Consider the following 18,987-nt stretch of genomic DNA (forward strand, 5'->3'; position numbering starts at 1 on the left):
ATAAAGAGACCATATTAGATTTGACACCAGAGATAAAAACCGGTATGTTGACTGTCGATGAAAAATGTAGATATTTTCTAATACTATAAATGAGCAAATTTGAAAAATTGCACAAAACTACGCTATAGATTTCATAAAAGTGCTAAAGTCATGACTTTCCTTTGCACATCGGAAAAGATAATGATACTTTTCCAACTGGATAAGGGAGCTATAGAAAATATTGATGAGCGATTAAAAGAAAGTTTGTCAATTTATTTAAAAAGAAAAGAAAAGTTACAATTCCTGAAAAAAGCATTGTATTTTGCACCTACATTAACTGAGACAAAACAACACATTTTGCTTTCAATATGCCACATGCTCTGTAACCGCTTAACTGGAAAGAGAAATTTAGAAGCAAAATATCTGCAACTAATCAGGATTGCTATTCGAACATTAAAGAAACGTGAAGAGTTTTTTAATAAGTTATAGTATAATTTTTGCTTAAAAGTTGCAAGGAGCAAATTAAAACCAGGAGGATAATTATGGGACATTTTTATATGGAGAATATATGCACGATGGACGAACAAAGGAAATGTGAATTAAAAATAATTGCCGGCAAAATAGGATGGATCTTATTGATTGCGTATTTGGGTTCGCTAATACTTATGCGAATAATGCCGATTTTTGCTGAAAATATGGCTTTTTATATATTTTGGGCTGGTATCGTATGGGTGGGAATGAAAAAATGGGGAAGGTTGTCTTTGCTGGATACATGTTATTCTAAAAACAAATATGAATTATCCGTATTGGAAAAAGGTTTATTAACGGCATTTGTAATATTTTTATCCCATGTTTTTTGTGCATTCTTTTTGTTTTTGTATGCAAAAGTATTTCAAGACATCGTAATGATGAATGATAAAAGTTTACACAGTGGTTTAGATATTTTCACAGGTGTAATACTGGGACCTCTGGTAGAGGAATGGATTTTTCGGGGAATTCTATGGTCTAAGCTGAAGTCTTATGGGGAGGGATTTGCAATTTTAGCAACAACTATACTGTTTGCTATAATGCATGGTCAGGGGTTATTATTAATATTTCTTTTGATTGGTTTTTTTTCAGGTGTTTTGGTCTGCCTCACAGGAAATTTATGGTATGCTATTACTTTTCATGTTATTCATAATCTGGGGATTTTCTTGTGGGAAAATAAATTGTTTTCCTTTTCAATGAATATGGTTTTAACCATGTTATTAAATGCAGGACTCTTTTTAATGCTTTTAATCCTGCTATTGCTCTGTAGTAAGAAGAATATACTTTTACATTTGTATTATTGTAAAAAGAAATTATTAGAAAAAATTATTTCTGAAAAAAGTAGATTAGTAGTTTTTTTTAATACAGCTGGAATTATGTCATTTGTTTTTTATTTTGGAGTTTCATGGCTGATATCGTTGGTTTCTTTTGGACTAAATTTATAAAGGTAGGTGTTATTTCATGAAAGGTAGTGAGTCGCAGAAATGGTCTGTCAACTTTATTGATGGCTATTTTGAGTATATTTTGAGTTTATATAAAAAAGAGGAATCATCACCCAAATGCTATATAGATTTGCTTATTATTATTTCGGATGCAATAGATTATCTAAAGGATCCTGTTTGGGAAGAAGTTGGTTATTCTATATGTAAAAAAATATAGGTTCCTTTGCAAGTGCAACACATATAATGGACAAATGACATCATCAGCCAGTATCTCTGGATTCCTTTTTGGGAACGCAGCTGATATTTATCCAGACCAAGCTTTTTCTTGCTTTGTCGGAAAAACAGTTCAATTTGCCAGCGTTGGGTATAAAGTCTCAGGATTTCCTGCGTGGATAATGCTGCATTCGTTGAAACAAAGATCCGCAGTGCTTTTGGAATCCCAAAACATGGTGTTGGATAGCTCAGTAGAACCACTGTATTGGGAACATCATTCAGATTCCCTTCATACCGATATACGTAAAACTGCCTTTTATCAACGGTCACAAGGCTGATGTTTGGATCTGTTTTCCGCAAGTGAAGGGCAAATGCACTGGCTTTCTGACGGATTCCGCAAGGATAGAGGATTCGGTTGGTTTTTAAAGCCCCTATGGTGTAGAATCCTTTTTTAGCAAAGCAATCCATGACTTTGGCTGAAGTATACCAGCTGTCACAAAGGAAGTAGGAAACTATCGGTGCAATAGGAAGTTCTGCAGCAATATCCTGTATGATCTGGATCTTTGATTTTGTTTTATCATACAGAATAACGGCATAATTCAGAGTGATTCCATTGCAGAAAGCATGACGGACACGATCTGGTGCCCATAATCCTGTCTGCCTTTCAGATGAGATTGATGAAAATACGCAGCTTCGATTGGATGCAAAGCCTGTGACGAAAGCTTTGTATGGGAAGCAATCGTATCATCCACAATGCAAAAGATAGGCTGACCGGAAATAGTCGCCCCCCGGTAGATCAAATATGCAACGCTGTTTCTTAGGGCATCCTGAAAAAGGAAATCATTCCACTTTCCCTGATTCAGGAAGTGAGCCACAATCGTTCTATGATGTTGGCTGGTCAAGGCGAAATCCGTTGTTTTGCCACGGTATCCACGCAAAAAGGTAGAAAGAATGATAGCCATAAAATGCTGCAGGTAAATATCGGATAAAAAACAGTTGAGGTTGAGAACTTTAAAGTAATTGTAAATCTTATTGGAATGATGTATAATGTTTGCAATAGGCACCCCCTTGTTTGAATGAGTAGGTTGTTGGTCGCACTTCAATTATACATCATTCAGCAGAGGGTGTCTTTCTTTTGTGCAAAATTTAGGATTTACTCATTTATAGATCTAATACTTAAATTTGAAAAAGCAGATGGCAAGATTAAGTTACAATGGGATTAGTGGGTATATAGTTTATAAAATCATCATTTTTCAAATCGCAGTCTGTCGTAGCCTCAAATTAAATAAAGAACTGCCTTGGGCAGCCATGTACTTAACGGTGTGTGGCTGCTTTTCCTTTGTTGAAACAGAATAAAACAATGAGAGAATACAGGGATAATATCCTGATTGAAGCATATAATAGGCTTTAGAACGGAAAACTGTGTTAAGTTGCAAAAATCTTTCCTAAAACCGGTTATACATATTGATTTGAAGGTTGCGATATGGTAATATAGAACAGAAAACTGTATTAAGTTGCAAAAATCTTTCCTAAGGAGGTTATCGTATGGAGATTCGCAGAGATTTTTACTTAGACAAATTGATTAGAAGAAAGAACAATGGATTGATTAAGGTAATTACAGGTATTCGCAGATGTGGAAAGTCCTATCTGCTGAATAATATTTTCTATAATCACTTGTTAGAGTCCGGTGTCCCTGCTGACCATATTATTCGTTTTGCGTTTGATTCCGCAGACGACCTGTATTTGATTGGAGAAAGCCTTATCAAAATTGAAAAAGAAAAACGTGGAGTTGATCCGGAGAAATTTATGGCATATATCCGTTCCCAAGTTACCACGGATGGAATGTATTATCTGCTTTTGGATGAAGTTCAGCTGATGGACTGCTTTGAATCTGTATTGAATGGTTATCTTCGCAAAGATAATATGGATGTATTCGTAATCGGAAGTAATGCAAAATTCCTGTCCAAAGATATTGTTACGGAGTTTGCCGGACGTGGAGATGAAGTCCATATGTATCCACTGAGTTTTTCGGAATTTATGTCGGTTTTCAAAGGCGACAAGTATATGGGATTGTCTGAATATATGCTTTACGGAGGCATCCCGCTGGTCGTTCTTCGTGAAAGTAGCAGCGATAAGGCGGCAGCATTGCAAAACCTGTTTAGCGAAATTTATATTCGAGATATTTTCAAACGTAACCGGATTAAAAATATTGGAGAACTGGAAGACCTGCTGAATATCCTTTCCTCTGCTATTGGTTCTCTGACCAATCCTGAGAAGTTAAAGAATACCTTTAAGACTGTAAAAAAATCTAAAATCACTTCAAAAACGATCAAGAAATATCTGGATTGTTTTGAGGATTCTTTCCTGATTGAATCAGCACAGAGATATGACATCAAGGGTAAGGCATATATTGAAACTCCAAAGAAATACTATTTCTCTGATCTTGGGCTTCGCAACGCAAGGATTAACTTCCGTCAGTTTGAGCAGACACATTCCATGGAAAATGTGATTTATAACGAACTGCGTATGCGTGGATACAGCGTGGACGTTGGTGTTGTTATTATTGCGGAAAAAGACCAAGAAGGAAAGGTAACCCGTAAACAGCTGGAAGTTGATTTTGTATGCAATCTCGGTTCTTCCAGATATTATATCCAGTCAGCTTATTCATTACCTGATGAAGCGAAACGTACTCAGGAAATCAGACCGTTTAGAAAGATAGACGATTCTTTCAAGAAGATTGTTATTACAAAAGATATTGTACAGCCGTACTATGATAACTATGGTATTTTGACCGTGAATATCTATGATTTCCTTCTTGACCCGCAAATTCTTGAAAAATAGTACAATGTAAACTCTTGTTGCGGATATGCAAAGTCGGTGTGGTGGTGAATTATAGTGATTTTAAGTACAATGAAGTCACCAAGCAAAGGAGGATTTCATATGAAACTATCTGATAAAATTGTAGGACTGAGAAAGTCCAATGGAATGTCTCAGGAGGATTTGGCTGAAAAACTGGATGTATCAAGACAAGCTATTTCTCGTTGGGAATCAGGAGCTGCGATGCCTGATGCAAATAACATTCTTCAACTTAGCAAGCTGTTTGATGTTACAACAGATTACTTACTGAACGATGATTACCAAAGTGATAATGACTTGCCGAAGATAAAAGAAGTTCAAAACGATAATCTCGGTCAGATTATGATCTATCTGGTGACACTTGAAGTGATGATACTTTTGATGCAGTTTATGACAATGTTCATTCTTCAAAATGTGTTTTTTGCATTTCTAAGTTTCCTGCCGTTTGTTGCAGCCATTGGCGGGTTTGAATATGCGTATCAGAAGAAAGTATCCAGTGCAACAGAAAAAACAAAGAACTTCCGTAGAAAGTTTTACAAAATTTCTGCTTGGTTGGGACTTTATTTCCCGATTAGATTTATCGTAAGTGTTGCGGCAGGATTCTACCCTCGTCCGTATAATACTTTGGTATTAGAGGCTATTATTTTAGTAATCTATATTGCAGTAGCAACTTGTGTTAATCTTTCAATAGACAAAAGTTATTTGCCAAAAGAATAAAAGGAAAAATGATTTTGTATAGCAGTCATGCACTACGGTGTGTGGCTGCTTCTTTTTTTGCTCAATTTCCACTCAATCCACGCTCAATGTGCTTTTGCCCTCTTTCCAGTAGAATGAAATTGCAATGAAAACAGCACCAAATTCAAAAATCCGGTGCCACTTCAAAGCAAATCTACTGAAAAGAGGGCATTTTTTATGACTATCAAATTTTTTGAGGAGGAATTAAGCAAATGAAAGAACTGAAAAGCATCAAAATTATCGCCGTAGATCATGGCTACGGCAACATCAAAACAGCAAACACCGTCACCCCTACCGGCATTACTGCCTATGACACAGAACCGATTTTCTCCGGTAACATTCTGGAATACAACGGCACCTATTACCGCATCGGAGAGGGACACAAGGAATTTATTCCGGACAAAGCCATGGATGAGGACTATTATCTTTTGACTCTGATGGCAGTTGCCAGAGAGCTGAATGCGTATGGCATCCGTGAAGCAGATGTTCATCTGGCTGCCGGTCTGCCGCTGACCTGGGTTCGCAAACAGCGTGAAGATTTCCGAACTTACCTGCTCCGCAATGAATATGTATCTTTCCATTTCAATGGTAAGGAGTACAAGCTCCATTTTGTCGGATGCAGTTTGTTCCCTCAAGGTTATCCCGCTATTGTCAGCAGATTGGGCGATTTCAAGGGAACCAATCTCCTTGCAGACATCGGAAACGGCACCATGAACATTCTCTATATCAACAATAAAAAGGCGGTGGAGAGCCGTTGTTGGACAGAGAAGTTTGGTGTGAACCAGTGTATGATCGCTGCTAAAAATGCCGTGCTGGACAGCTTTGGTGTCAAAATCGAAGAAGTCACCATTGAGCAGGTGCTTCGCTATGGAACAGCGGACATCGGCAAGCCTTATCTGGACTGTATCACTGCCATTGCGAAAAGGTATGTAGCGGATATTTTCGCCACACTCCGCCGCTATGAATACAATCCGGAACTGATGCGACTGTATATTGTTGGCGGTGGTGGCTGTCTGGTCAGAAACTTCGGGCAGTACGATGAAACCCGTGTAACCATTCTGGATGATATTTGTGCGACTGCTAAGGGATATGAATATCTCGCCCATGCCAGCCTTCGCAGGAAGGAGTAAGCATGAGTGAGAATATCCGCAGCACAAATCTTCGTTTCAATCTGGACAAGGATGTGCAGAACCGGGCGTGGCAGTATCTGCAAACGATGGATAAAAAGAAATTCAAATCCTACAGCCAGATTATCGCCATTTCTCTGGTGGACTACTTTGACCGTTACTACAAGAAGCAAGATGAGCCGTATCTGGAAACCAGAGAGCGTGAGGAACGCTTCGTGGAGCAGATTGTAACAGCGGTGGAAAATGCCATGAACAGGACCCTACCGGTATATTTGGCAGGCTGTATGGTTGGTATTGCTCAGATTACACCGCAGGTAGCTGTTGCAGCATCCGAACCGGAAGATGCAGACCTTGACTGGGATTTTCTTGGGGAATAACCGGTATCTATTCTGACAACGGAAGGAGGTGAACGCATGACACAGTTTCTAATAAAGGATACCCTGATACCGCCGTATATGGCATTTCCACGATTTTTACTGGATATGGAGCAGCTGAGTGAAACCGCAAAAATACTGTATGTACTTTTGTTGGATAGAGCAAGACTTTCACAGAAAAACGAAGGCTGGGTAGATGAGCGTGGGCGTGCGTTCATATTCTTTCCAATCAAGGATTTGGCAGAAACCATGCACAAAAGCGAAATGTCTGTTAAGACCGCTCTGGCAGTTCTGGAAAAAACGGATTTGATTTTCCGCAAGCGTCAGGGACCGGGATTGCCAAACAAAATCTATGTAAAAGTCCCACCGGAATATCTGGTGCAGACGGACAGAAATCTTTCCCTGATACAGACAGAAACCTATCCGTCTGACGGACAGGAAACTGTCTCTGTAAGGGAAAGAAAAGTGTCCGGAAGTAATAATGAAAAGAACAATAACAAGATAAAGAAACAAGGGAGTAAGGCTGACCGCACCGCTTACGGAAAATATCAAAATGTTTTCCTGAATGAAAAGGAGCTGGCACAGCTTCAAAAGGAAATACCATTATACCGGGAATATATCGAAAAGCTGTCTGGCTATATACGTTCCAGCGGGAAGCGGTATCAAGACCACGCTGCTACGATTCACAGCTGGTATACGCAGGATCACCCGGCTCCCGTAAGACGCAGCTATGAATGTAAGGAGGATGAAAGCCTATGAACCAAATCACTGGCACCATTCAGAATATCTTTTCTGACCGCCCTTTGCAGGAAGATGAATACCGCAATGAATCAGACAACCTCATCCACTGCGCCAAATGTAAAACACCCAGGCAGCACCATGTGGTTGTTCTTGGAAAGGAAATGGTGGTTCCCATTCGCTGCCGCTGTCAGCAGGAAGTCCAGGATAAAGAGGAAGCGGAGAGAAAGCACCGTGAATTTCTGGATCAGGTGTCCCGTCTGAAAGCCAACGGCTTACAGGACAAGTCCCTGCGGGAATACACCTTTGCCAATGATAAGGGTTACAACCCGGAAATGCAGAAAGCCCATGACTATGTTGTCCATTGGAGCGAAATGAAGGCAAAATCCATCGGCTTGCTTCTCTGGGGCGATGTGGGAACCGGAAAATCCTTTTTTGCCGGATGTATCGCCAACGCTCTGCTGGAGCAGGGTGTTCCGGTGCTGATGACCAATTTCTCCCGGATTCTCAACGCCCTGTCCGGGCTGTATTCCGAGGAGAAGAACCAATATATCGACAGCCTGAACCAGTACAGTCTGCTGATTATTGATGACCTGGGAATTGAGCGCAGTACGGAGTTTGCCTTGGAACAGGTATTCAATGTCATTGATAGCCGATATCGCAGCAAATTGCCACTGATTGTGACAACTAATATGACCTTGGAGGAACTGAAAAATCCGCAGGATCTGACTCGCTCCCGTATCTATGACCGAGTATTGGAACGGTGTGTGCCGCTGAGAATCAACAATCAGAATATCCGGCAGAGAAATGCCGCTGAAAGCATGAAAGAAGCACGGAAAATACTGGAAAGCGGTACTGGAACGTAAGACCGGCGGTGCCGGATTGTCTCCTAATCAGCGGTGCATTGATAATTCCGCTCATGCAGCAACAATCCCGGCACCATTCTTTTCTAAAACAAGTACCAAATAAAAATCAGTTAGACCGGATATGGTCAGAAAGGACGTAAATATGACCGAGGATGAAAAGAAATTATTGCAGGCGAAACACAGACAGGAAGCGGTTGAAGCCAGAAACCGTCAGAAAGAGAGAAAACAGCGCACAAGAAGATTGATTCAGCAGGGAGCTATTCTGGAAAACGTATTCCCGGAAGCACAGATAATGGACTTGGATAATCTAAAAATGGAGCTGGAAAGACGATTAAGTGCAGAAGTTACGGAAAAACATTGAGGTACGAAAGTATCTCTATTCCCGAAGGGCGCACTTACTCACCACCCGATAACATCGGGCGGTGGTATCCCCTTCGGGGCCGTGCGCTCTGCGAGGCGGATGCGGCTCCTGCGGGAGCCTTATGGACAATGCCACAATCCTGCGAGCTTGCTGTCATTGTCCACGCAGCTGGTGGTCGGTGTTACCACCTATAAAAAATACCGTCGCTTTAACCGACGGTATTCCACCAACTGTCTGCAAAAACCTGCCACCGGCAGCTTTGTTGCAGAGATGGGCATTGTTGCCAAGCCCCATTTGCTTTTTCTAAAAAGCAACAAAAACAAAAGCGAAAGGACGGTGATGAAGAATGGCAATCTATCATCTGGAAGCAAAGGTCATCAGCCGTGGAGCCGGGCGCTCCGCTGTGGCGGCTTCCGCATATCTGAGCTGTTCACAGATATACAACGACTACGATGGGATTCAGCATGATTACACCAGAAAACGAGGGCTTGTCTGGCAGGAAGTATTTCTTCCGCCAATCGCTCCGGCTGCGTGGAGTGACCGAAGCATTCTGTGGAATGCGGTGGAGGAAAACGAAAAGACCAAGGACAGCCGCCTTGCCCGTGAATTTGTGGTAGCACTTCCCATAGAACTGGGAAAGACAGACTGGCAGAGCCTTCTCACAGAATTTATTCAGGACAATTTTGTGGCCGAGGGAATGTGTGCGGATGTTGCAATCCATGACCCATATCCGCCCGGACACAATCCACACGCCCACATTATGCTGACGATTCGCCCCTTACAGGAAAACGGTAAATGGCAGCATAAAACCGAAAAAGAATATCTGTGCGTGAGGGATGGCGCAGAATGGGGATTTACCTCTGCTGAATATAAGATCGCACAGGCGGAGGGCTGGGAGAAACAGTATCAATATCTGGTTGGCGAGCGAAAGGTGTATATGGCACCTTCAGAAGCTGAGAAGCAAGGTTATGAACGAGCCAACAAGTATCCCAAAAGTACAAAGTATGGCAGACAGAATCCAATTTCTCAGCGTTGGAACAGCGATGAACAGCTACTCATCTGGCGGGAAAAATGGGCAACCGTTACCAATCGGCATTTGGCACAGTATCCGGAGATAGATGCCCGGATCGATCACCGCAGTCACGCCGCACGGGGATTGGATGAACTGCCAACCATCCACGAGGGCTATCACGCACGAAAGCTGGAAGCGATGGGTATCGTTTCTGACCGCTGCGAAATTAATCGCCAGATCAAGGCGGACAACGCCCTTCTCCGGGAGCTGAAAGCGAAGGTCAAAAAGCTGGCTGCTGCAGTAAAAACTTCGATTCCGGAGCTGGCAAATGCACTGGAATCCCTGCGTGAGAATATGATTGTTCTTATGTACCGCATCAGCCATATCCGTATCAGCAAGCAGAAAATCTCTGACTATGTGGATGCTGTAAAACCGGTCGTGGAACGATATACGGAAATCAAACAGGAAATCAAAGAGAAAAACACAGAGCGAAAACAGCTCCGTGCAGAACAGGATTCTCTACCCTTTATTCATGTGATAAAGCATCAGAAATTGTCGGAGCAGGTTGCTACGCTGACTGAGGATTTGGAGGAATTGAAATCCGAAAAGTCCATGCTTCTGAACAGTATGGAATGTGCGGATGATGCAGCCTTCTCCAAATTCAAAAAGGAAGTCAAGAATCTTGATACACAGATGGACGCACTGGAACAGGCAGAAAATAAATTCACTGCCGAACTGGACAGAACACTGGAGAGATACAGGGATTTGGAAAAAACCGTTGCCGATGTGGATGCAGGCGAATTGACCGACACCAGAATGGAGCTTCGCACTGGCAAAGAGCAATCCGCAGCCAGTCAGCTTCAAAAAATCTACGGCGTTAAATATGATTATGATATGATGCGTCAGAGCAAGCTGGAAGTGAAGAAAATGCTTGGGGAAGTTACCAGAAAGCCTTCTATTACTCAAATGCTTCAGCGCAAAGAACCAGAATCACAGATGCAAAAACCTCCCAAAAGAAAGCAAAAAGATTACGAGCGATGATAACAAAATCCACCATTACCACTCCGATTTTGGAATGGTAGTGGTGGATTGCTGCTCTACAATATATCTGAGCCAGTGAAAAATATACTGTCCTTCCTGTGTACATATCGTACTACACAGTATTTTCAACAGAAAAAATACCATCGCTGCTACTTTGGAAGTATCTGCGATGGTATTCCTTTACTAAGGATGCAATAATTATATTTGACATTGTACTTGGACAGTTATCGAATTTCAAATTCTACTGCCAGATAATGAGTATGGATTTCATCTTCTATCGTTTCATATATTTTCTTTATGATGCGATATTTACCGTCTGACAAGTCGCCATACCACGTTTTCCAATTCGTAGAAAAAGCCGTAATTTCTCCCGCTGGAATCTGGTATAGAGTATCTGTCCACAATCCATCCGTCAGCTGATCCAGCCTGTGTCATTCACCGTTTTCCCACTTCTGAATATCATACCATTCCCAGGTTTTCAGTTCTTTTCCACTTTGATTTGAAATTTCAATATCGCCTTCCCGGGATTTATACTTTTCCATTATCATAGTCACGTTAGGCAAGGTATTCATCGCTATATGCCTTTTTTCCAGTAACTGTTTTCTGTTCTCCGGTATTGCCGTTGGTTACAGCAATGCTGGCAATCTTAGAAGCATCCACCATTGAAACTCCTGCCACTACTGATGTAGTTTCTCCCGACTCAGCTCCGTTTGATCCGTTAACATCTCCATCAGCAACAGGAAATTGAATATCCTGTCGCACTTCTTCAGTAGCAAAGATGCACCATTTACCATCCATGTAGATTTCAATGGTTCCTTCGGCAGCACCGTACTGATATGCGTATCCCTCGCCAAAATTCGATTGATCATTTACGGTAGGCTTGGTGTTCCCGTGAACAGAGGATGTGATCTTGCCATTCATCACATCGTGGTGAGCATCTGTATTTTCAAATCCTGTGTACAGATAGAGTGTGTCATTCACCATAACCATCGGAATCACAGCACCACTATCTGCTGAGTGAGAAGTATGTTCCGAATTTTCATTGCCCAAGTTGGTACTATCAAATGAAGCACGAATCACGATTGCATAATCTACATTTTCCAATCTTTCAGGTTCATTGACAAGCACTTCGGGACTAAATACCCTCACTCCATTTCCCACATCAAATACCATAGCTGCCAAAATTTTTTCCGCCTCGGATTGGATTAGAATAGGTTTATTCAACTCATAACCGTTGCAGCTCCATCCGAGGATGGAATAATTCTCAGGGAATGCAAAATATGTGATGAAGGAACCACCATGTTCGTTGGTATCGACTTGAATATCAACACCTACTGAATGACCGTTTTCACGACGAACATCCAATAAGATGTTTATCTCATCGACTTCACTCGTTAATACGGCAGGCGTAGATTTTGTGCAAGTGCCATTACTCCACTGCTCGGCATAAACAGTGCCGCTCATTACACTTTGACCAAAGGTAGTATCATAGGTAAAAGTATTACCATTTCCGGGTGTAGACTGTTCAACAAGTGTTATAGAATCACCAATCGTTTTGGGATTTGTCAGGAAACAAACCGCCGTAACGATAGCAGCAATTATTGCTACGACAACAATCCAGAACGCAGGCTTTTTATAATTCAACACACGCTTCACCCTTTCTTTTACGCCAACCTCGCCAAAGGCAAGCGGGCAAACCAAAATCGTTCTTCTATTTACGCTACAAGAGAGTAATGTTTCGGAATAGGAAATAGACTCGCTCTGATTTAATTCTCGAATGACTTTCTCGTCGCAAGCCAACTCAATATCTCTGCAAAGTAAAATATACGCAATCCATACAAGCGGATTGAACCAATGGATTGCTAAAACCAGATACCCCAGCGGCTTCCACCAGTGGTCACAGCGTTTTAAATGAGCGTTCTCATGGGCGATGATATGGGGAAGCTGCACTTCATCCGTTCCGGACGGAATGTAGATTTTTGGCTTAAAGCAGCCTAGGATAAATGGTGTTTGGATATCATCGCAAATCCAAATGTTGTCCCGCACATTTAACGATGGACGAACCTTGTTGTGGATTTTTCGGTAGCTCACAAGAGCAAATACAGCAAAAGTGAAAATGCCAACTATCCATGCAACACTGAGAATCGTTGTTATGTTAGCTCCGTTGTTTGCAGGAACCGTCACACCTTCAAAGTAGCGGTCGCCAAGGTAATCATTGATTTGTGTATCTACGATATTGAAACCTGTATTCACATCAAAGGATGGTCCGGAAACGACCTCATTCGGAAAAACCTCTGCGCTTGGCACCATGCTCAAATTGTTTTCGATGGTAATCGGGCATAAGAGTCGAATTGCAACAGCACCCCAAAGCAGAACATTGATCCACTTAGGTGCCTCTCTCAAAACTACACGCAAAAGTACGACCGCAAGGATCAGCCAAGATGCGGCGATACTCATATTTACAATTTTCAAAAAGAGTGAACTCATAGATTACTCCTTTCCGGCGGCTGCATCAATCATGTGTCGAATCTCCGCAGCTTCCTGTTGAGAAATACCCTTCCTTTGTGTAAAAGCCGCAATGAAAGCAGGGAGGGAGCCTTCAAAGGTTTCATCTACAAACTGCTCGCTCTGAACAGCATAGAACTCGTTCTTGGTCAGCACAGAGGAAACAGTTCCTCCGTTGTTTTGGAAAATCCCACGCTCACAGAGTTTGCGTAACACGGTATAAGTGGTAGAACGGTTCCAATTCAGTTCCTTCTCACAGAGCTTTACCAAATCTCTGGAGTGCAAAGGCTCATTCGCCCAAATAATATCAGCGAAGTGGGATTCCACTACGCCCATTTTAATCTCAGCCATAAAGATTTCTCCTTCCAGTTGATAGTCAATAAACTAATTATAGTTTACTCTCAATAAACTGGAATGTCAATAGGAAACAGTCATGTTCATAATAGTTTCACAAGTATTTGGGTTTCTGCATTTTCTAACTTTCCGACAAGCTGGTGGGATGTCAAAACAACTTCTGTCCAACTCGGATTCAAGGGAAAAGAGAGAACTTGTACCCATGATGTGTACAAGCTCTCTCCCTTGGCGTTAGCAATATATTAGTTCATTCAAAACAATTTCCTCCGCAGCATTGCGGATGTTATTGCAGGCACCTACCCAGATCATCTGATCAAGAGCTTTTAATTCCTCGTTTACACCATGCTGCTCCTGCATTTGTCGAGTCAGCAGCTCCATCCGTTGACGAGCCGTATCATCAATGTCGTTCAAGTGTGATACCAGCTTTCCGTCGAACAAAAGCTCCGTATACAACCCCGGGCGATGCTCTTTTATGTAATTCATTCGCATACGACCATACTTACCGTAATGTGGTTCTTCTTCAACCGGAAGCTCCAGGTTCGGATAATACATTCCGTCCTCGCCTAAAGTGTAGGTGCCGCCTAATTCTTCAAAAATCGATTTCATAGAAAACCCTCCTGTCATGTTTACTTGGTGCTTACTTTATGTTATAATAGCACATGATACATCACATAGCAAGAGAAGGAGGAAAAGCAGATGCGACAAAATGAAGATGTTATCGCCCTCTATTCCCGTAAATCAAAATTTACAGGGAAAGGCGAGAGTATTGGCAATCAGGTTGAACTTGGCAAAGAGTATGTTCGTGTGCATTTTGGTGATGCCGCTGTAGATAAAATCGTAGTATATGAAGATGAGGGATTTTCCGGAGGGAATCTGAACCGTCCGGCATTCAAACGAATGATGGATGCAGCAAAAAAGCGACAGTTTAAGGCAATCATTGTCTATCGTCTTGACCGTATCAGCCGTAATGTCAGCGACTTCTCTGGATTGATTGAAGAACTTGCCCGTTTGGATATTTCTTTTATTTCCATCAAGGAGCAGTTTGACACCAGCACCCCGATGGGACGAGCCATGATGTATATTGCATCTGTTTTTTCTCAGTTGGAGCGTGAAACCATTGCCGAGCGTATCCGTGACAATATGCATGAGCTGGCAAAGACCGGACGCTGGTTAGGTGGTACAACCCCTACCGGCTTTGAATCCGAAGCTATAAAAAGCATTACAGTGGACGGAAAGACAAAGAAAGCCTGCAAGTTGAAACTTGTTCCGGAAGAAGCAGATATAGTCAAAACGATTTTTGATTTGTATGTGGAAACGGATTCTTTGACTTTGACAGAAGCGGCGTTGATTAAGCAAGGGTTCAAGACAAAGAACGGAAAATATTTTACCCGTTTCTCGGTCAAAGCGATTTTGCAGAATCCGGTCTACATGGTCGCTGACCAAGAGGCGTATGATTTCTTTATAAAGAATGATACAGACCTGTTCTCCGAGCATGATGCCTTTGACGGTGTTCACGGCATGATGGCATATAATCGTACCGATCAGGAAAAAGGCAGAGCGAGTATCTCGTTACCGCCGAGTGAATGGATTGTGTCCGTTGGCAAACATCCCGGACTAATTCCCGGCAAGGTGTGGGTGCAGGTTCAAGAGTCATTGGAACGCAACAAGTCCAAGTCTTTCAGAAAACCACGCAGTAACGAAGCGTTGCTGACCGGTCTGCTGTTCTGCAGCTGCGGTGAGCGTATGTATCCGAAGATGAGCAAGCGAAAAACTGCTGACGGCAAGGTGATTTACACCTATGTGTGCAAAATGAAAGAGCGCAGCCAGCGTACCGTGTGCAACAGCAAAAACGCAAACGGCAATACACTGGATATGGCAATCATCGAACAGGTAAAAATGCTTGCAGATGATAAGGAGACTTTTGTCAGTCAGTTGGAGCAGAGCCGAAAATTCTATACCGGCAATCGCATGGACTACGAACAGCGGATTTCCGATATGAGAAAAGAGAAGGCAGAAACAGAGAAGAAAATCAATTCACTGGTGGATTCTCTCGTGGAAATGGGTGACAGCCCTGCCAAGGCTCATGTAACAAAGCGAATTGAGCAACTGAACGAAGAATACCAGTCCCTTGAAAAACGTATTCAGGAGCTGGAAGGACTGACTACGCAGCACGCTCTCAGTGATGTTGAATTTGACTTGATGCGCCAGCTGCTGACTGTCTTTAAGGACGGCATTGATGAAATGACCATAGAACAGAAACGAGCAGCCATCCGCACCATCGTGCGTAAGGTTATCTGGGACGGAGTCAATGCCCATGTGGTTCTGTTCGGTGTGCAGGACGATGAAATCGAATACCCGGAAATCGCTTCTGCTGCTTCTGATAATACAGACGATGAGGACGATAATGATGAATTGGTGGCATTTTCCGATGTAGATTACGAAGATGATGATACGGAGGATGACCGCCTGGGAAAAACTAATCCCCTCAGTGCATCAAAAACGCATTGGGGGGAGGATAGCAAATGCTATGCTAACGTAACGGAACAATCGGGAGTTTCAAGTGGAAAATCATGAAACTTTTGGTGCAAAATGGAGCTATGTTCTGCCGCCTGAAGGTCTGCAGCTATATATTGGCAGCGAATGATGCAGGTTCGTTAAAAGCTGCGCCGCTCCGAATTCTCAAGTTCCCGGTCGTTCTCCCTCACAAGTTTTTGGATGCCGGGAGGTTCAATCTGCGGTTTTCAGATACATCCGAGATCATAGAAATCGCGGATAAGCTGCGGTGGTATCGCTATCAGAGAGGACTTCGCCAGCGCAGTGTGGCGGACTATGCAGACATCGACCGCAGCACTTACATTCATTATGAAGAAGCAGGACGGGGCTAAGATACGAAGGAGTAAATCAAAGCTATTTGCGTATGTATCACCTCTGTCCCTTCAAGTGCTTCATCGTTGCATCTACCAGTTCCAGCTTCTGCTCCGTGGAGCAGGGCAGCTTCTGTACATTTTTCAGTATCTGCCCGGACTGAAACTTCGCCAGCTCCTTTACCAGCTCCTGCTTTGCCTGCTGTGATTTGGGGAAAATCAGAAACACTTCCATCGCAGCCATCCTTTCCAGAGCATTTGCTGCTTCAATCTATGCGTGATTTCCAATATGTATGTAGACAGATAGAGCCTGTTTTCTTATTTATATGGGAAATCATATTGCCGCTTGCGAACTGTGGTTGGTGGAGAATGTACTTCTGTGTTCATAAAGGAAAACGATTGAGGAAAAAGAATTTATGACAGACATTCAAAGCTACGAAATAGGTGGAATAAAGCATTCTGGGCAAGAGGATACTATGTAGAGACAATCGGCAATATAAAAGAGGAAAACGTACGGAAATATATAAAGAGCAAGCAGAAGAATCGGGAAGAGAAGTTTCCGGCAGCATCGTTTTATAGTAGAGCCGGTAATAGTGCTTGCGATACCGCCCTTCGGGGCGAGCAGTGGCATAGACCTTAGGAGGGCTAATAATATTAAACCACCACTCATATCATCGAGGTGGTGGTTGTAACCTGTGCAGCCAGGTTTGCGTTATGCTCAGGCGCGCTGATCCGCAGCGGTGCTTGCGCCCAGGTGGAGCACCGCTACGGTCTGATCACCGGAATGTTCGTCCTCTATCGAGGGGAGAGCTATGTGGTAGATGACATTGAGTATCTGAACATGGAAGAATATCTGCGAAGGCTTGCATAAGGTGTTTGGAACAGCCGATAGCCCCGTTGGGAATCAGTTTTGCTCTGAAGCCTTTTGCTTACCGTAAGTTATTTTAGCTAGTAGAACTCCGTAATTTCCAATGTGGAGTGCACACGAAGTTTGATTACTTGCCTTGGATACAGTGGCACACTTTTTGGACGGATTTTCATAGCCATACACATCTGCTGATAACGTCCACAATAGTAAGGGGCAAGGGAATGACTCTTATATTTGCGGAATATCCTGCAGGTATATTTTATAGATTTTGGCGGGACGTCCACGTAAATTAAGCTGGCGATGATACTGCACAACAGCTAATCCTCCAGCCTCAAGCTTGGATAAAATGCGGGAGGCACTGCGGGATGTGACATTGAGGAAATAGGCCAGTTCTTCGGCGGACAGTGTATCGTCTCCCCGCTGTGAGAGGACAGCGGATATTTTGCTCAAGTATAGCGGAGAGATAGACAAACGGTCAGCAAGCTTAGAGAGAGGCTGACTGGGTGCGTCACTGTAGTCGATGCGTCGGGGGCTGGACAATGGGCCAATGATCCTGTTATCGTCCATAACAATAAAAGCAGATGAGCTTTTGCACAGCAGCGCTTCTTTCACAGCGCGCTGGGCGTTTCGATGGGCATCAATTACATTGCTGGAACATCCCCACCCTATACAAACGTCAAAATCCAGCCTGCTTTCCAAAAAAGCGGTGACGGGGCAGACAGTATACTGCTGAGAGATATCCTTTAATACGGAGACATTTGCGGTCAGTTCAAAGTGGTCGCCATGTTCATAGACTAAAAACGGCATACTAAACAGCTTGTTACAATTTTGAAGTTGGATCTCCAAAGCGCTATGCTGTTCGTTTGATAACGCATTGGGGGAACGAACCAATCCAAGACATGCAGAGGTGTCATGCATCTCACCGGCCTGGAGCTGCATGAGAAGGCCGTGAAAGGCTTCCAACATTGATTCTGGAGAGGGAGCCAGATATCGGAAGTTGATTTGATGCTGGCGAAAATAATCATCCATACTTCCAAAACGTGTAACCAGAAGATCAACCTTTCCGCTGTTCCATACGCTCAGATAATAATCCTTTAGGGGGACGTACCAATCTGTGGCGGCTACCATATTCCAGTCGATTGGAGCGCTACCCAGCAGTGGAACCCCCTGCTTTAGAAAAATATGATGGAAATCAACAGGGATTTCTGGACGGTCAAAATAGACCCTGGAAAAGTCCAAACCAGGTTGCTGGACGGCCATCTGGGCGATGAGCTTATAATAATCCCGGTCAGAGACATTGCAATGTGCATGAGGCTTGCTCAGCGGGCCAAATTCTTTGCGCAAAACATTATATGGGTAAGAACCTGTAAACAGGAATCCATCAAAACGGTTGCTGTTCTGCTCATAGAGATATTTGAGGTGTTCAGGGGATGAGTAGGGCAGATAGGTAATATTGCTGTGCTCTTGCATTTTCTGGTCGATAAGCATGATGTGGCGCAGGGATCGCTCTGTAGTGAATACACCAACGGAATACATATATTATCTCCTTTTGCCTGCCGGGAATCAGAAAATCCCAGCGGGATCATAAATTCTAATTTAACCTATTGTGCTATTTCAAATAAAAC

The 18,987-nt window shown here is 42.9% G+C and carries 20 protein-coding genes; 13 read left to right on the forward strand and 7 right to left on the reverse strand.

Going from position 1 to position 18,987, the window contains the following annotated elements; all coding sequences use genetic code 11:
* Nucleotides 1-180: 180 nt before the first annotated feature.
* Entirely contained in the window at nt 181-468 is a 288-nt protein-coding gene (locus tag DXA87_RS13890) for a hypothetical protein (RefSeq protein WP_107000094.1), read from the forward strand.
* 53 nt (nt 469-521) lie between these two features.
* Complete coding sequence (locus tag DXA87_RS13895) at nt 522-1,451, forward strand: type II CAAX endopeptidase family protein (protein WP_117504970.1); 930 nt, start codon at nt 522-524, stop codon at nt 1,449-1,451.
* A 189-nt stretch (nt 1,452-1,640) separates the two neighbouring features.
* Here DXA87_RS13895 and DXA87_RS13900 read toward each other — a convergent pair whose 3' ends face one another.
* Together DXA87_RS13900 and DXA87_RS13905 are read right to left on the reverse strand one after the other, a co-directional pair.
* Nucleotides 1,641-2,336, reverse strand: coding sequence for a transposase (locus DXA87_RS13900; protein WP_107000092.1), 696 nt, complete (start codon nt 2,334-2,336; stop codon nt 1,641-1,643).
* Nucleotides 2,261-2,623, reverse strand: coding sequence for a hypothetical protein (locus DXA87_RS13905; RefSeq protein ID WP_147326533.1), 363 nt, complete (start codon nt 2,621-2,623; stop codon nt 2,261-2,263). Before DXA87_RS13905 ends, DXA87_RS13900 begins: the two co-directional genes overlap by 76 nt.
* Nucleotides 2,624-3,206: 583 nt before the next feature.
* On the opposite strand from DXA87_RS13905, the gene DXA87_RS13910 reads away from it, so the two are divergent.
* The 8 genes from DXA87_RS13910 to mobQ all read left to right on the forward strand — a co-directional run bounded on the left by DXA87_RS13910 (nt 3,207) and on the right by mobQ (nt 10,771).
* Complete coding sequence (locus tag DXA87_RS13910; RefSeq protein ID WP_117504974.1) at nt 3,207-4,502, forward strand: ATP-binding protein; 1,296 nt, start codon at nt 3,207-3,209, stop codon at nt 4,500-4,502.
* Nucleotides 4,503-4,601: 99 nt separating this feature from the next.
* Complete coding sequence (locus tag DXA87_RS13915; RefSeq protein WP_107000089.1) at nt 4,602-5,234, forward strand: helix-turn-helix transcriptional regulator; 633 nt, start codon at nt 4,602-4,604, stop codon at nt 5,232-5,234.
* A 230-nt stretch (nt 5,235-5,464) separates the two neighbouring features.
* Nucleotides 5,465-6,382, forward strand: a complete 918-nt coding sequence (locus DXA87_RS13920) for a ParM/StbA family protein (RefSeq protein ID WP_107000088.1) — start codon at nt 5,465-5,467, stop codon at nt 6,380-6,382.
* Between the two features lie 2 nt (nt 6,383-6,384).
* Nucleotides 6,385-6,756: an adenylate cyclase gene (locus tag DXA87_RS13925; RefSeq protein ID WP_117504976.1), complete on the forward strand. Its 372-nt coding sequence runs from the start codon at nt 6,385-6,387 to the stop codon at nt 6,754-6,756.
* Between the two features lie 36 nt (nt 6,757-6,792).
* Nucleotides 6,793-7,512, forward strand: a complete 720-nt coding sequence (locus DXA87_RS13930; RefSeq protein WP_107000086.1) for a replication initiator protein A — start codon at nt 6,793-6,795, stop codon at nt 7,510-7,512.
* Nucleotides 7,509-8,357 (forward strand): ATP-binding protein, encoded by an 849-nt coding sequence (locus DXA87_RS13935; RefSeq protein ID WP_107000085.1) that lies wholly within the window; start codon nt 7,509-7,511, stop codon nt 8,355-8,357. The genes DXA87_RS13930 and DXA87_RS13935 overlap by 4 nt, the downstream gene beginning before the upstream one ends.
* Nucleotides 8,358-8,499: 142 nt before the next feature.
* The gene (locus tag DXA87_RS13940; RefSeq protein WP_107000084.1) at nt 8,500-8,718 is read left to right on the forward strand and encodes a DUF3847 domain-containing protein; all 219 of its coding nucleotides are present in this window, start codon (nt 8,500-8,502) and stop codon (nt 8,716-8,718) included.
* Nucleotides 8,719-9,064: 346 nt separating this feature from the next.
* The gene (gene mobQ / locus DXA87_RS13945) at nt 9,065-10,771 is read left to right on the forward strand and encodes a MobQ family relaxase (protein ID WP_117504978.1); all 1,707 of its coding nucleotides are present in this window, start codon (nt 9,065-9,067) and stop codon (nt 10,769-10,771) included.
* 555 nt (nt 10,772-11,326) lie between these two features.
* Here the strand turns inward: mobQ and DXA87_RS18480 are convergent.
* The 3 genes from DXA87_RS18480 to DXA87_RS13960 form a co-directional block, all read right to left on the reverse strand.
* The gene (locus tag DXA87_RS18480; RefSeq protein WP_242998087.1) at nt 11,327-13,258 is read right to left on the reverse strand and encodes a M56 family metallopeptidase; all 1,932 of its coding nucleotides are present in this window, start codon (nt 13,256-13,258) and stop codon (nt 11,327-11,329) included.
* A 3-nt stretch (nt 13,259-13,261) separates the two neighbouring features.
* Nucleotides 13,262-13,627, reverse strand: a complete 366-nt coding sequence (locus DXA87_RS13955) for a BlaI/MecI/CopY family transcriptional regulator (RefSeq protein WP_107000083.1) — start codon at nt 13,625-13,627, stop codon at nt 13,262-13,264.
* A gap of 234 nt (nt 13,628-13,861) precedes the next feature.
* Entirely contained in the window at nt 13,862-14,236 is a 375-nt protein-coding gene (locus DXA87_RS13960) for a TnpV protein (RefSeq protein ID WP_107000082.1), read from the reverse strand.
* Nucleotides 14,237-14,326: 90 nt separating this feature from the next.
* Between DXA87_RS13960 and DXA87_RS13965 the strand changes: the two genes are divergently transcribed.
* Nucleotides 14,327-16,204: a recombinase family protein gene (locus DXA87_RS13965; protein ID WP_117504980.1), complete on the forward strand. Its 1,878-nt coding sequence runs from the start codon at nt 14,327-14,329 to the stop codon at nt 16,202-16,204.
* Nucleotides 16,201-16,515, forward strand: coding sequence for a helix-turn-helix transcriptional regulator (locus DXA87_RS13970; protein ID WP_117504982.1), 315 nt, complete (start codon nt 16,201-16,203; stop codon nt 16,513-16,515). The genes DXA87_RS13965 and DXA87_RS13970 overlap by 4 nt, the downstream gene beginning before the upstream one ends.
* A gap of 37 nt (nt 16,516-16,552) precedes the next feature.
* Here DXA87_RS13970 and DXA87_RS18005 read toward each other — a convergent pair whose 3' ends face one another.
* A complete protein-coding gene (locus DXA87_RS18005; RefSeq protein WP_158553079.1) occupies nt 16,553-16,729 on the reverse strand; it encodes a hypothetical protein in 177 nt (58 codons plus the stop codon).
* Between the two features lie 447 nt (nt 16,730-17,176).
* Here DXA87_RS18005 and DXA87_RS13980 point away from each other — a divergent pair, with 447 nt between their 5' ends.
* A complete protein-coding gene (locus DXA87_RS13980) occupies nt 17,177-17,365 on the forward strand; it encodes a hypothetical protein (protein ID WP_117469388.1) in 189 nt (62 codons plus the stop codon).
* Nucleotides 17,366-17,590: 225 nt separating this feature from the next.
* On the opposite strand, the gene DXA87_RS13985 is transcribed toward DXA87_RS13980, so the two are convergent.
* Entirely contained in the window at nt 17,591-18,898 is a 1,308-nt protein-coding gene (locus tag DXA87_RS13985; RefSeq protein WP_117469389.1) for a hypothetical protein, read from the reverse strand.
* Between the last annotated feature and the right edge of the window lie 89 nt (nt 18,899-18,987).

It is taken from the genome of Desulfotomaculum sp. OF05-3 (assembly GCF_003435535.1).
Taxonomy (GTDB): domain Bacteria; phylum Bacillota; class Clostridia; order Lachnospirales; family Lachnospiraceae; genus Pilosibacter; species Pilosibacter fragilis.

Excerpts from the sequence above, each read along its gene's own strand:
- mobQ (WP_117504978.1), top strand. The coding sequence starts at position 9,065 with ATGGCAATCTATCATCTGGAAGCAAAGGTCATCAGCCGTGGAGCCGGG.
- DXA87_RS13985 (WP_117469389.1), bottom strand. The coding sequence starts at position 18,898 with ATGTATTCCGTTGGTGTATTCACTACAGAGCGATCCCTGCGCCACATC.
- DXA87_RS13960 (WP_107000082.1), bottom strand. The coding sequence starts at position 14,236 with ATGAAATCGATTTTTGAAGAATTAGGCGGCACCTACACTTTAGGCGAG.
- DXA87_RS13940 (WP_107000084.1), top strand. The coding sequence starts at position 8,500 with ATGACCGAGGATGAAAAGAAATTATTGCAGGCGAAACACAGACAGGAA.
- DXA87_RS13965 (WP_117504980.1), top strand. The coding sequence starts at position 14,327 with ATGCGACAAAATGAAGATGTTATCGCCCTCTATTCCCGTAAATCAAAA.
- DXA87_RS18480 (WP_242998087.1), bottom strand. The coding sequence starts at position 13,258 with ATGAGTTCACTCTTTTTGAAAATTGTAAATATGAGTATCGCCGCATCT.
- DXA87_RS13935 (WP_107000085.1), top strand. The coding sequence starts at position 7,509 with ATGAACCAAATCACTGGCACCATTCAGAATATCTTTTCTGACCGCCCT.
- DXA87_RS13930 (WP_107000086.1), top strand. The coding sequence starts at position 6,793 with ATGACACAGTTTCTAATAAAGGATACCCTGATACCGCCGTATATGGCA.
- DXA87_RS13955 (WP_107000083.1), bottom strand. The coding sequence starts at position 13,627 with ATGGCTGAGATTAAAATGGGCGTAGTGGAATCCCACTTCGCTGATATT.
- DXA87_RS13915 (WP_107000089.1), top strand. The coding sequence starts at position 4,602 with ATGAAACTATCTGATAAAATTGTAGGACTGAGAAAGTCCAATGGAATG.
- DXA87_RS13890 (WP_107000094.1), top strand. The coding sequence starts at position 181 with ATGATACTTTTCCAACTGGATAAGGGAGCTATAGAAAATATTGATGAG.
- DXA87_RS13925 (WP_117504976.1), top strand. The coding sequence starts at position 6,385 with ATGAGTGAGAATATCCGCAGCACAAATCTTCGTTTCAATCTGGACAAG.
- DXA87_RS13920 (WP_107000088.1), top strand. The coding sequence starts at position 5,465 with ATGAAAGAACTGAAAAGCATCAAAATTATCGCCGTAGATCATGGCTAC.
- DXA87_RS13970 (WP_117504982.1), top strand. The coding sequence starts at position 16,201 with ATGAAACTTTTGGTGCAAAATGGAGCTATGTTCTGCCGCCTGAAGGTC.
- DXA87_RS13895 (WP_117504970.1), top strand. The coding sequence starts at position 522 with ATGGGACATTTTTATATGGAGAATATATGCACGATGGACGAACAAAGG.
- DXA87_RS18005 (WP_158553079.1), bottom strand. The coding sequence starts at position 16,729 with ATGGAAGTGTTTCTGATTTTCCCCAAATCACAGCAGGCAAAGCAGGAG.
- DXA87_RS13905 (WP_147326533.1), bottom strand. The coding sequence starts at position 2,623 with ATGGCTATCATTCTTTCTACCTTTTTGCGTGGATACCGTGGCAAAACA.
- DXA87_RS13910 (WP_117504974.1), top strand. The coding sequence starts at position 3,207 with ATGGAGATTCGCAGAGATTTTTACTTAGACAAATTGATTAGAAGAAAG.